This is a genomic window from Thauera butanivorans NBRC 103042 (genome assembly GCF_001591165.1).
Classification (GTDB): Bacteria; Pseudomonadota; Gammaproteobacteria; order Burkholderiales; family Rhodocyclaceae; genus Thauera; species Thauera butanivorans.
Window position 1 is genome coordinate 1 of sequence record NZ_BCUG01000057.1, and the last position, 12027, is coordinate 12027.

Genomic DNA, 12027 nt, shown 5'->3' on the forward strand with positions numbered 1-12027 from the left:
GCCAGCGCCGCCACGCCCAGGTCGGCACCCGCGGCCAGCGCTTCGATCGGGGCGGCGCCGCCTTCTGCGGCCGCATCGAAGGCGGTGGTGCGCACCGTGATGACCTTGATCGCATCGGCGCTCTTGACCGTGGCCAGCGCGTTGCCGGCGTAGATCGGGCGCACGAAGGTGTCGGCGCTTTCGATGGCGACGATGTCGCTGATCTGCGCCACGTCCAGCAATGCCGCCACCCGCGGCAGCATGTTCTTGCCGTTCGGCGTCGCCGGCGCCAGCACGTGGCTGTAGTTCGGGGCGAGGCCCTTGAGCAGCTCGGCCACGTTCTCGGCCGTCTGCGCTTCGTAGTGCGGCGCGTCGCTCACCAGCACCTTGGCCACGCCGGCGATCTTCGCCGCCGCCTCGGCCGCCGCGCCGCAGCCGGCACCGGCCACCAGCACGTGGATGTCGCCGCCCAGCTTGGTTGCCGCCGTCACCGTGTTGAGCGTGGCGGCCTTGAGCGATTGGTTGTCGTGTTCGGCAATGACGAGAATGCTCATGACACCCTCCGCCGGGCCGTCCCAAGGTGGGTGTCCGCCCCCTTGGGGGGGTGAAGCAGGGAATTCGTGGAGCACTGCTCCACGCATGCGGAACGGGCCGGCTGTGCAAAGCCGGCCCTGCATGCAGCGGCTTCAGCCGCAAATGTGGGGGTAGTCATCTCAGATCACCTTGGCAACGTTCTTGAGTTTGTCGACCAGCTGGGCGACGTCGGCCACCCGCTCGCCCGCGCTGCGCTTGGGCGGCTCGGCCACTTTCAGCGTCTGCAGCCGCGGCGCCACATCCACGCCCAGCTCTGCGGGCTTGACCGTGTCGAGCGGCTTCTTCTTCGCCTTCATGATGTTGGGCAGCGTCGCGTAGCGCGGCTCGTTCAGCCGCAGGTCGGTGGTGACCACCGCCGGCAGCACGATCGACAGCGTCTCCAGACCGCCGTCGATCTCGCGCGTGACCTGCGCCTTGCCATCGGCGATCACCAGCTTCGAGGCGAACGTCGCCTGCGCCCAGCCCGCCAGCGCCGCCAGCATCTGCCCGGTCTGGTTGGCGTCGTCGTCGATCGCCTGCTTGCCGCCGATCACCAGCGCCGGCTGCTCACGGTCGGCCACCGCCTTCAGCAGCTTGGCCACCGCCAGCGGCTGCAGCTCGGCATCGGTCTCGACCAGGATCGCGCGGTCCGCGCCGATCGCCAGCGCCGCGCGCAGCGTCTCCTGGCACGCCCCCACCCCGCAGCTCACCGCCACCACCTCGGTGGCCACGCCCGCTTCCTTCAGGCGCACCGCCTCTTCCACCGCGATCTCGTCGAACGGGTTCATGCTCATTTTGACGTTCGCAATATCCACGCCGCTGCCGTCAGCCTTGACGCGAACCTTCACGTTGTAGTCGACGACGCGTTTCACGGGTACCAGGATCTTCAATGTCTTCCTCCTTGTTTTGGCGCCCGGACATATGCTCGAGCGGAAGCAGTTTAGTTTTATCGCGCCGGCGGCAGATTCATCATTTCCGAACACTCGCTTCAGCAGACTCGAAGCGGCGGACGGCCCCGGCAGCGGCGAAGACGGGTTTCACGCCCCCCGGCGCGTCACCTCGGCCGACAGCAGGTAGCCGTCGCCCCAGGCGGTACGCAGCAGGCGCGGGCGGCGCGGATCTTCCTCGATCTTCTTGCGCAGGCGGCTGACCTGGGTGTCGATGCTGCGGTCGAAGACGCCGTGTTCGTCGCGGTGGGTGAGATCGAGCAGGCGTTCGCGGCTCAGCACGGTGTTGGGATGCTCGGCCAGGGCGAGCAGCAGGCGGAACTCGACCGCGCTCAGCTCGACGATGCGGCCGTTCCGATGCGACAGCGCGCGCTGGCCGATATCCAGCGTCCAGGCGTCGAAGCTCAGATAGCGGGCTTCGCCCATCACTGCAGGCGCAGCGGCCTCCGCACCACGCATCGCATTGCGCATCCGGCGCAGCACGGTCTTGATGCGGGCGACGAGTTCGCGCGGATCGAAGGGCTTGATGATGTAGTCGTCGGCACCCAGTTCCAGCGCCGCCACGCAGTCGGCCGGATCGGCCAGCACCGACAGCAGGATGACCGGCAGCCTCAGGTGCTCGTACAGGTAGCGGCACAGCGACAGCCCGTCCTCGTCCGGCAGCATGACCTCGGCGAGCGCCAGGTCGAAACGCTCGCGCGCAAGCAGCCTGCGGCCGCTGCCCGCATCGGCGGCGGTGCTCACCTCCATGCCGTAGCGGCCCAGATAGGTGGTCAGCGAAGCGCGGATCTCGGGGTCGTCATCGATGAGCAGGATGCGGGGAGCGTCGGTCGGCACGATGATTCATCCGGAATGCCGTGCCGCAGCCGGTTTCGGGAAAGCGCGGGCGAGTGGGGAAATGGGGTCGTTCATGAGTATTCGCGGGTAGCGTGCCGACGCCCTGCCCGCGGACGGGCGTCTCATCGTGCAATGGCGCAGGCATGCCACACATTTTCCATATTTCGACAAACAATTACAATTGTTAATGATTATGATTCTTGTTTTATTGCTAATCCAAGCACGCGATTCTACCTGCAGTCATGCCGGTGGCGTTGCCGTGCGGCGTTTTCGACTCCTGCCCGACGAGAACAACGATGCCTCGCTCTTCCCCCAGCCCTCTCACCTCGCGCCGCCTCAGGCCGCTGGTCGCGGCCATCGGCCTCGCCTGCCTTCCCTCCCACGGCGCATTCGCCCAGCAGGCCGACGCCACGCTCGCCGAGGGCCAGGGCGCCGACACCTACAACGAACCCGGCCGCAGCTTTTACGCGACGCTGACCGCCCCGTTCTGAAGCGGCAGCGGCAAGGCCCACGGCCTTTTGCGCTGTCCCCGCGTCCGGCAAAAGCCGGACGCTTCTTGATTTTCGGCTGCCCTGCATGCATACGACACGCTTCGTCCTCGTCCTCATGTCCGCCATCCTGGCCCTGTACGGCGGCACAGCCGCCGCCCAGCCCAGCCTGGAGCGCGGCCCCCGGCCGGACATTTCGGAACGGGGCTCGATCCACTACAGCTTCGAGACGTTGATGCTGGACGCACCCGGCGGCGAACGCCGCTACCGCGTCCAGATCGCACGCCCTCGTCTGGCGCCGCCGGCAGCAGGCTATCCGGCCATTTTCCTGCTCGATGGCAATGCCGCCATCGAAGCGCTCGACGACGAACTGCTGGGCGAACTGGCCACAGCCGGCCCACCGGTGATCGTCGCCATCGGCTACGACACGCCGCTGCGCTTCGACGTCGTCGCCCGCGCCCACGACTACACGCCACCGCTGCCCGGCGGAGGGCCGCAGACCGACCCCCTCGATCCCACGCGGACGAACGGCGGCGCCAAGCGCTTTCTCGATTTCATCCAGACCCGGGTCAAGCCCGAAGTCGCCGCGCGCGTCCCGCTCGACGCCAAGCGCCAGGGCGTGTGGGGGCATTCCTACGGCGGCCTGTTCGTGCTCCACACCCTGCTGACGCAGCCCGCCGCATTCACCCACTACGCTGCCGCCAGCCCCGCACTGTGGTGGCGCGACGGCCACCTGCTGACGCTCGAAGAGGCGTTCGGCCGCAACTTCACCGGCAATCACACCCGGCTGCTGGTCCTTCGCGGCGACGCCGAAGACCGTCGTGCGCGCCCCCCATCCTCTGCGGCGCGCCTGGCCGAGCGCGAGCGTGCAACGGCTGCCTTGCCCACCGACGCCGTGCCGGCCCTCGTTTCCCGCCTGGGCAAAGTGCCCGGGCTCGATGCGCAATACCGCGAACTGCCGGGCCTGGAGCACGGCCCCATGCTGCCCGCGTCGCTCGGCCACACCCTGCGCTGGATGGCAGAGACAGCACGATGAAGCCCGACACTCCCTATTCCACGTGTTTTGCCGACCACCGGCCCAGCCTCAACATCACCCTGCGCTCGGTCATGGCCGTCTTCGGCGGCTACGGCGTTGCCGCGCTGGCTGCCGCCGCATTCACGGTCGGCCTGCCGCTGCCGCGCACCGACGCGGTAATGGCCGCCATCATGCTGGCCTTCCTGGTCTACACCGTGGCGGTGATCTGGGTCTTCGCCACCGCCACGCTGCTACGCTCGGCCGCCGGCCTGGCGATCGGCGCAGGCGCCTTCGCCGCCTGGCAATGGCTCGCCGCACCCGGAGGTGCAGCATGAGATTCGACAAGCCACGCACCTTCCGCCAGTCCATATCCTGGGTGCACACCTGGGCTGGACTGCTGCTCGGCTGGCTGTTGTTCGCGGTATTCGTGACCGGCACCCTGTCCTTCTTCCGCAACGAGATCACGCTGTGGATGCAGCCCGAGCTGCATCGCGCCCACGACGACGGCCACGCCGCCGCCAACGCGCTGCGCACGCTGGAGCGCGTCGGTAGCGGCGCCCAGCAATGGACGATTTCGCTGCCCGGCCCGCGCAGCAACGTGGTCAACCTGAGCTGGCGCGAAGCCCAGCCCGAGCAGGCGCAAGGCTCCCAAAGCCGCGGCGGCGGGCGCCAGCAGCCCGGCCTGCACCGCGCCGTCATGGACCCCGCCACCGGCGAACTGATCGAGGCACGCCAGACCGCCGGCGGCAATTTCCTCTACCGCTTCCATTTCGAGCTCTATGGCATGGATCGGGCCTGGGGGCGCTGGATCGTCGGCATCGCCACCATGTTCATGTTCGTGGCGCTGATCACCGGGGTCATCGTGCACCGCCAGATCTTCCGCGACTTCTTCACCTTCCGCCCGGCCAAGGGCAAGCGTTCGTGGCTGGATGCACACAACGCCAGCGGCGTGCTGTCGCTGCCCTTCCACCTCGTCATCACCTTTTCCGGCCTGATGCTGCTGGGCTCGATGCTGATGCCCACGGCGGTATCGTCCGCCTATCCCGAGGACAGCGCCGCCTACGGCCGCGAACTGCGCGGCCTCGGCAACGCCGCGCCGGCGCCCCGCGCCACCGGCGAGGCGGCGCCGCTCACCGCCATCGCCCCGCTGCTGGCCGAAGGCGAACGGCGCTGGCCGGACGCCGGCGTCGGCAGCATCGTCGTCACCCACCCCGGCGATGCCGGCGCCATCATCGAACTGCGCCAGGCGCGCGGCGACAGCCTCGCCAACCGCGCCGCCACCGAACGCCTGCTGTTCAACGGCGTCAGCGGCAAGCTGCTGGATGCGCCGCCGGCCGCCGAGCCTTCCACCGTGCGAGCGATCCAGAACGTGCTGAGCGCGGTCCATCTGGGGCGTTTCGCGTCGCCGCTGCCGCGCTGGCTGCTATTCCTGTCCGGCGTGCTCGGCTCGCTGATGGTCGCCAGCGGCCTGGTGCTGTGGGTGGTGTCGCGCGCCAAGGACGCGCCCTCGGCAGAGCCCTCGCTTGCCCCCATTCCGCGCGGCCACCGCCTGGTGCAGGTGCTCAACATCGCCGCCGTCGCCGGCTTGATGATCGCCATCGCCGCCTACTTCTGGGCCAACCGCCTGGTTCCGGTAGAACAGGCCGAGCGCAATCTGTGGGAAATCCGCACGTTCTTCAGCGCATGGGGACTGACGCTGATCCATGCCCTGCTGCGCCGCCACAAGCGAGCCTGGATCGAGCAGCTCGTCGCCGCCGGCGCGCTGTTCGCCGCCCTGCCCCTGCTCAACACCTTCAGCGGCGGCGCGCATCTGGGCCACAGCCTGGCGAGCGGCCAGTGGCAAGTGGCCGGCTTCGACCTGACGGCGCTCGCTTGCGGTCTGCTGCTGTTCTTCGCCGCCCGCGGCGTCATCCGCCACGTTCCGCGCGTGCGGCCCGGCAAGGCCGCTCCGGCCGCCAGGCCGGCAACCCGTTCCCCACGCCCGGCGGAAGCCACCGCCGCCCAGGCCCCCCTGCCGCTTCCCCTGCGCTGCTGACCACGGAGCAAGCCGGATGAACCCCCTGGCCCTGGATTTTCTGGCCTTCGCGCTGAGCTTCGCCGCCTTCAGCGCCATCGCCCTGAGCACCGAACGCCATTCCAAGCAGGTGTTCGGCCGGCTCCCCGCGCTGGCGGCGCGGCACACGCTGACCGTGGCCGGCTGGCTGCTGCTGTTCGCCTCGCTGCTGCCGGCGCTCGCCGCGCGAGGCCCCTCCATCGGCAGCCTGGCCTGGCTGGGCTATCTGTCGCTCGCCAGCGTCGCCATCGGCCTGATGCTGAGCTACCGGCCGCGTCCGTTGCGCTTCGCTGCGCCGGCCTTGCTGGGGCTGGCGGTGCTGGCATGGGGAATGGCCGGGCACTGAGGAGGCCGGAACAGGTTGCGCTTGGCGCCGCCGGCCAGTCGATCCCTGCCGGTGACAACGAGGGAGAACACGCCGTCACGCACGGATGTGCCGTCGTCGAGCAGGTGCTCGCTATGGAGCAGCATACAGACCAGCAGAGGCGGGTGGGCGCCGGCACTCAGCCTGGCGATGAATTGCGCTTGAACATCCTGCATTCGGCCATCAGCGCCAGCAGATTGGGATCGCGCTCGCGGTTGCGGGGAAGGAGAAGAGCGATCCGCTGGGTCACGACGTAGGGCTTCACGATCGGTATCAATTGGACCTGGGGGTTGAAATCGGCGACGCGGCCGGGCAGGAGCGAGTAGCCGACACCACCGCTGACCAGGTTCATCAGGGAGAAGATGTCGCCGACCCGCATCGCGATGCGGGGCTTGAAACCAGCCAGCTCGAACGCCCGGCTGAAGTCGCGATAGGTCGCAAAGTCGTCGCTCAGGCTGACGAAGCTCTCGTCCTGCAGGTCCCTCAGATCGATCATCCGGCTCGCCGCATAGGGCGAGTGGAGCGGCGCGGCGAAGAGGATCTCGTCGGTGAACATCGGGACCATGAGCAGTTCGGGATGCAGCGGCGCCTCGTCGACCGCGATCACGATCGCATCGAGCCGGCCGTCCTCGAGCTTGTGCAGCAGATCCCGGTTGGAGCCCATGGTCAGGTCGACATCGAGCTCGGAGCGGCGGGTCTTGAGCCCGATCAGCAGGCGCGGGATGGTGCGCACGGTGAGCGAGTACAGCGTGCCGATCCGCAGCCGTGCCGCCCCGAAACCGGCGGCTTCGCGGGCCTTCTGGATGCCGACGGTGCATTCCGCCACCGACCGCCTCGCATGCTCGGCGAACACGTAGGCCGCCGCCAGCGGAATCAGCTTGCGGCCGTCGCGGCGAAACAGCGGACAGCGCAGCCCTTCCTCGAGTGAATGCAGGGCGCGGTGCACGCTGACCGTGCTCTGGTCGAGCGCCTCGGCGACCCGCGCCATGTTGCCCAGTTCGATGAAGCTGAGGAAAACTTCCAGCTTGCGGAAAGTGATCTGCTCATCGATCTGCATGCCCTGCTCCCCCTTTTGCCGCCAGCCGGTCGCCGTGATCCTCATTGCCATCATTATTACTCATGGAGTAATAAACAGACGTTTTGCTTGATTGAAGCACTGCGAGCGCACGCCTATCTTGCCTCCACCAGGTCTCAACTGACGGAGTGAACATGCAAGCCAAGGCTCAACCAGACCCGCGCTGGACCCGGCGCCGGACCGAGAAGCAGCGCCGCCTCGCCCAGGTTCGGGAATTCGCCGACGGGGCCGTGCTCAGGACCGGCTCGATCGTCGAGGTGCTGGAAAGACTTATCGGCCCGGGAGATCGGGTCGTGCTCGAAGGCAACAACCAGAAGCAGGCCGATTTTCTCGCCCGCGCGCTCGCCCGGGTCGATCCCGAGCGGGTTCATGGCATCAACCTGATCATGCCGAGCGTGAGCCTCCCGGAACATCTCGATCTCTTCGAGCGCGGCATCGCACGCAGGCTGGACTTTGCCTACGCCGGAGGACAGAGTCTGCGCATCTCGCAGTTCCTGCAGGACGGACTGCTCGAAGTCGGCGCGATCCACACCTACATCGAGCTCTACGCCCGGCTGTTCGTGGATCTGATTCCCAAGGTCGTGCTGGTCGCAGGCTACACCGCCGACCGCCAGGGCAACCTCTACACCGGTCCGAGCACCGAGGACACGCCCACCCTCGTCGAAGCCGCGGCCTTCCACGACGGCATCGTCATCGCCCAGGTGAATGAGATCGTCGATGATGCAGGCGAACTGCCCCGGGTGGACATCCCCGGCGCCTGGATCGACTTCGTGGTCCAGGCGGACAAGCCTTTCTTCATCGAGCCATTATTCACCCGCGATCCGCGTCTGATCACGCCGATGCAGGTGCTGATGGCGATGATGGCGATCCGCGGCGTGTATGAGCGCCACCAGGTGCAGTCGCTCAACCACGGCATCGGCTTCAATACCGCGGCAATCGAGCTGATCCTGCCGACCTATGGCGAGCGCCTCGGCCTGAAGGGCAAGATCTGCCGCAACTGGACGCTGAACCCCCACCCGACCCTGATCCCGGCGATCGAATCGGGCTGGGTCGAAAGCGTGCATTGCTTCGGCGGCGAACTCGGCATGGAAGATTACGTCGCGGCCCGGCCCGACGTGTTCTTCACCGGCCGCGACGGTTCCATGCGCTCCAATCGCGCCCTGTGCCAGCTCGCCGGCCAATATGCGGTGGATCTCTTCATCGGCTCGACCCTGCAGATGGACGGGCTGGGCAATTCCTCCACCGTCACCCGCGGCCGGCTCACCGGCTTCGGCGGCGCGCCCAACATGGGCCACGACCCGCGCGGGCGCAGGCATCCGACGCCGGCATGGCTCGACCTGATCGAGACGGACGATCCGCTCGCCCGCGGGCACAAGCTCGTCGTGCAGATCGTCGAGACTTTCCAGGCCGGCGGCAAGCCCTGCATCGTCGAATCGCTCGATGCGGTCGACGTCGGCAAGGGGAGCGGCATGCCGCTGGCGCCGGTGATGATCTATGGCGACGACGTGACCCACGTGCTCACCGAGGAAGGCATCGCCTACCTGTACAAGGCGCGCTCGGTCGAGGAACGCAAGGCGATGATCGCCGCGGTTTCCGGCGTGACGCCGATCGGGCTCACCCATGACCCGCGCCGTACCGAGGCGCTGCGCCGCGACGGGCTGGTGGCGCTGCCCGAAGATCTCGGCGTGCATCGGGCCGAGGCGACCCGCTCCCTGCTCGCCGCGAAAAGCGTCGCCGACCTGGTTGCCTGGTCGGGCGGCCTCTACAATCCGCCCGCAAAATTCAGGAGCTGGTGATGGATCCGGTGCTGACGCCCAGGGGCGGCACATGCCGGACGCGCCGGTCCGGCATGGCCGATCGCCTGGCCGATCTGGCGGTGGCCGCACTCATCGACGAAGTCACCCTGACACCCAAGCCGGGGCTGGTGGATATCCGCAGCCGGGGCGCCCATCGCGATCTCGACTGGTCGCTGATGTGCCATTCGGCGCGCACGCTGCAGCCGACTTTCACCGCGCTGGCCGAAGCCGGCGCCGGCGCGGCCTCGAGTCCGGCACTGCGTGAATCCATCGGTGCCATTGGCCGCAATGGCGAGGCAGCGATGCTGGCGGCAACCGGCGGCGTGAATACGCATCGGGGTGCGATCTGGGCCCTGGGGCTGCTCGTCACCGCGGCGGCCATGGCCCCATCGGAGCGGGCTCCCGCCCGCGTCGCCGCCCGGGCCGGCGGCCTCGCCCGCCTGCCCGACCGCCATGCGCCCGGGTTCACCGGAAACAAGGGCGAACTGGCCTGCCGCGCCTACGGCGTCGGCGGCGCCCGCGGACAGGCACATGCCGGCTTTCCGCACGCCGTCCACGTCGCGCTGCCGAAGCTGCGCCAGTCCCGGGCTGTAGGTGCGACGGAAGATGCCGCGCGCCTCGATGCACTGCTCGCCGTCATGGCCGAGCTCGACGACACCTGCGTGCTGTCGCGCGGCGGCCCGGCGGCGCTCGCCTGCGCGCAGGCAGGCGCCCGGGCCGTACTGGAATCCGGTGGCGCAGGGACGCGCGCGGGGCGCGCGGCGCTGCACGCACTGGAGCGCGAACTGATCGCGCGGAACGTTTCACCGGGCGGCGCCGCCGATCTGCTCGCCGCGGCGCTGTTCCTCGATCGATTCGAGACGGAAGACCCCATTCAACCAAAAGGAGAACCAGGATGGAACAACTGAATTTCACCTTCCCGGCCCTGGACCCGGCATCCGGCAGGGCGCTGGCCGGCGTGGTCGGCTCGGGCGACCTGGAAGTGCTCGCCGAACCCGGTGCCGCGGGGACGACCACCGTTTCGGTCACGACCTCGGTGACCGGCATGGGCCGCGTCTGGGAAGCGGTGCTCACCCGGGTTCTCGCGGCGACGCCGCTGCCCGCCACGAAGATCGAGATCAACGACTTCGGCGCGACGCCCGGCGTGGTGCGCATGCGCATCGAGCAGGCGTTCGAGGAACTCACCGGCAGTGGGAGGGAAGCATGATGAATACCGCAGAGCTGCTCAAGCGCGAGAGCTTCATCGAACTCGGAGCGCGGGAACGTGCCCGCTCGCTGCTCGATCCAGGCAGCTTCCGCGAACTGATCGGCCCCTTCGACCGGCTGACCTCGCCCTGGCTGGCCGCGCAAGGCGTGGTCACCCAGGCCGACGACGGCGTGGTGGTCGCCCGCGGCCGCATCGCCGGGCAGCCCGCGGTGGTGCTCGCCATCGAGGGCGCATACCAGGGCGGCAGCATGGGCGAGGTGGGCGGCGCGAAGATCGCGGGAGCACTCGAACTGGCAGCCGAAGACAACCGCCGCGGCATCCCGACCCGCGCAGTGATCCTGTTCGAGACCGGCGGCGTGCGGTTGCAGGAAGCGAATCTCGGTCTTGCCGCAATCGCCGAGATCCACGCCGCGATCGCCGACCTGCGCCGCTACCAGCCGGTGATCGGCATCGTCGCGGGCACTGTCGGCTGCTTCGGCGGCATGTCGATCGCCGCCGGCCTGTGCAGCTATCTCATCGTCACCCGCGAGGCCCGCCTCGGTCTCAACGGGCCGCAGGTCATCGAGCAGGAAGCGGGCATCGAGGAATACGACTCGCGAGACCGCCCCTTCATCTGGAGCATCACGGGCGGCGAACAGCGCTTCGCCTCGAAGCTCGTCGATGCCTACCTCGAGGACGACGTCGGCGCCATGCGCGCCAGCGTCCACGAGTTCATCCGCATGGGCGCTCCGGCACGGCATCGCAGCGACCGCGAGGCGGACTTCCTCGCCTGCATGGAGCGTGTGGATGCCGCCGAACAGGCGCGGCCCGAGACGGTACGCGCCATCTACCAGAAGGGACTGTAAACATGGCACATGAAACCGAAATCAGCCGCGGCGCGGCCTGGCTCGCCGCACTCGCACGGGATGGCGCGACGACCGGTGGCGCAGCGACCGTTGCCGGCCATCCGGCCTCGGTGCAGGTCGTGGATGCCGCACTGGCCGGCGAGCCGGCGCGATTCATCGCGGTGGTGCCTGATCCCCGCAACCCCTTCCCACGGGCCCGCCGGGGCGAAGTCGGCCTGGTCGAGGGCTGGGCACTCGCGCGCGCGGTGCGCGAAGTCGTCGCCGCCGATACCGGCACCTCGAGGCGCCGGCCGATCGTGGCGGTGATCGACGTGACCAGCCAGGCCTACGGCCGGCGCGAGGAAGCCTATGGCATCCACCAGGCGCTTGCCAGCGCCGCCGCGGCCTACGCCGACGCACGCCTTGCCGGGCATCCGGTGATCGGGCTGATCGTCGGCAAGGCGATGTCCGGCGCACTGCTCGCACACGGCTACCAGGCCAACCGGCTGATCGCCCTCGACGATCCGCAAGTCATGGTCCATGCGATGGGCAAGGCGGCCGCGGCACGGGTGACGCTGCGTTCGGTCGAGCAACTGGAGGCACTGGCCGAGAAGATACCGCCGATGGCCTACGACATCGCCAGCTTCGCCAGGCTCGGCCTGCTGTGGCGGCTGCTCCCGGTCTCCCGGCCGGACGCGCCCGATGCGGCGGACATCGACCGCGTCGAGCGCTGCCTTGCCGAGGCCCTGGACGACATCCGCGCGGACGAGCGCCGCGACCTTTCGAGCCGGCTGGGACAGCCCGACCGCCGCCTCTCGCTCGAAGTACGGGAACGCCTGCGGGCAGGCTGGGAGGCATGACCGACATCT

Annotated in this window: 13 protein-coding genes and 1 pseudogene; 10 read left to right on the forward strand and 4 right to left on the reverse strand. The window is 68.7% G+C overall.

The annotated features are described in order from the left end of the window. From TBU01S_RS18780 to TBU01S_RS18790, 3 genes and pseudogenes are all read right to left on the reverse strand, one after another. Positions 1-533: pseudogene (locus TBU01S_RS18780) on the reverse strand (electron transfer flavoprotein subunit alpha/FixB family protein); the annotation flags it as partial. Positions 534-692: 159 nt separating this feature from the next. Then, positions 693-1442, reverse strand: coding sequence for an electron transfer flavoprotein subunit beta/FixA family protein (locus TBU01S_RS18785; protein ID WP_068638958.1), 750 nt, complete (start codon positions 1440-1442; stop codon positions 693-695). Between the two features lie 147 nt (positions 1443-1589). Then, positions 1590-2336 carry a response regulator gene (locus tag TBU01S_RS18790; protein WP_068638960.1) on the reverse strand — a complete coding sequence of 249 codons (747 nt, stop codon included), beginning with the start codon at positions 2334-2336 and terminating at the stop codon, positions 1590-1592. A gap of 296 nt (positions 2337-2632) precedes the next feature. Between TBU01S_RS18790 and TBU01S_RS18795 the strand changes: the two genes are divergently transcribed. The 5 genes from TBU01S_RS18795 to TBU01S_RS18815 all read left to right on the forward strand — a co-directional run bounded on the left by TBU01S_RS18795 (position 2633) and on the right by TBU01S_RS18815 (position 6238). Next, entirely contained in the window at positions 2633-2827 is a 195-nt protein-coding gene (locus TBU01S_RS18795; RefSeq protein WP_068638962.1) for a hypothetical protein, read from the forward strand. 85 nt (positions 2828-2912) lie between these two features. After that, the gene (locus TBU01S_RS18800; protein WP_068638964.1) at positions 2913-3860 is read left to right on the forward strand and encodes an alpha/beta hydrolase; all 948 of its coding nucleotides are present in this window, start codon (positions 2913-2915) and stop codon (positions 3858-3860) included. Next, entirely contained in the window at positions 3857-4174 is a 318-nt protein-coding gene (locus TBU01S_RS18805; RefSeq protein ID WP_068638966.1) for a hypothetical protein, read from the forward strand. The genes TBU01S_RS18800 and TBU01S_RS18805 overlap by 4 nt, the downstream gene beginning before the upstream one ends. Next, positions 4171-5874, forward strand: coding sequence for a PepSY-associated TM helix domain-containing protein (locus tag TBU01S_RS18810; RefSeq protein ID WP_068638968.1), 1704 nt, complete (start codon positions 4171-4173; stop codon positions 5872-5874). Before TBU01S_RS18805 ends, TBU01S_RS18810 begins: the two co-directional genes overlap by 4 nt. 16 nt (positions 5875-5890) lie before the next feature. Then, positions 5891-6238, forward strand: a complete 348-nt coding sequence (locus tag TBU01S_RS18815) for a DUF3325 domain-containing protein (protein ID WP_068638970.1) — start codon at positions 5891-5893, stop codon at positions 6236-6238. Between the two features lie 157 nt (positions 6239-6395). Here the strand turns inward: TBU01S_RS18815 and TBU01S_RS18820 are convergent, their stop codons facing one another. Continuing rightward, entirely contained in the window at positions 6396-7313 is a 918-nt protein-coding gene (locus TBU01S_RS18820; protein ID WP_068639014.1) for a LysR family transcriptional regulator, read from the reverse strand. Positions 7314-7465: 152 nt separating this feature from the next. Between TBU01S_RS18820 and mdcA the strand changes: the two genes are divergently transcribed. From mdcA to mdcE, 5 genes are read left to right on the forward strand one after another with little or no spacing between them, the layout of a single operon-like run. After that, positions 7466-9127, forward strand: a complete 1662-nt coding sequence (gene mdcA, locus TBU01S_RS18825) for a malonate decarboxylase subunit alpha (RefSeq protein ID WP_068638971.1) — start codon at positions 7466-7468, stop codon at positions 9125-9127. Further along, the gene (locus TBU01S_RS18830; protein WP_068638973.1) at positions 9127-10035 is read left to right on the forward strand and encodes a triphosphoribosyl-dephospho-CoA synthase; all 909 of its coding nucleotides are present in this window, start codon (positions 9127-9129) and stop codon (positions 10033-10035) included. Before mdcA ends, TBU01S_RS18830 begins: the two co-directional genes overlap by 1 nt. Next, positions 10023-10334, forward strand: coding sequence for a malonate decarboxylase subunit delta (locus TBU01S_RS18835; protein ID WP_068638976.1), 312 nt, complete (start codon positions 10023-10025; stop codon positions 10332-10334). The genes TBU01S_RS18830 and TBU01S_RS18835 overlap by 13 nt, the downstream gene beginning before the upstream one ends. Then, positions 10331-11179, forward strand: a complete 849-nt coding sequence (locus tag TBU01S_RS18840; protein WP_068638978.1) for a biotin-independent malonate decarboxylase subunit beta — start codon at positions 10331-10333, stop codon at positions 11177-11179. Before TBU01S_RS18835 ends, TBU01S_RS18840 begins: the two co-directional genes overlap by 4 nt. Before the next feature lie 2 nt (positions 11180-11181). Further along, on the forward strand, positions 11182-12018 hold the full coding sequence (gene mdcE, locus TBU01S_RS18845; RefSeq protein WP_068638980.1) for a biotin-independent malonate decarboxylase subunit gamma: 837 nt from the start codon (positions 11182-11184) through the stop codon (positions 12016-12018). Positions 12019-12027 lie beyond the last annotated feature (9 nt).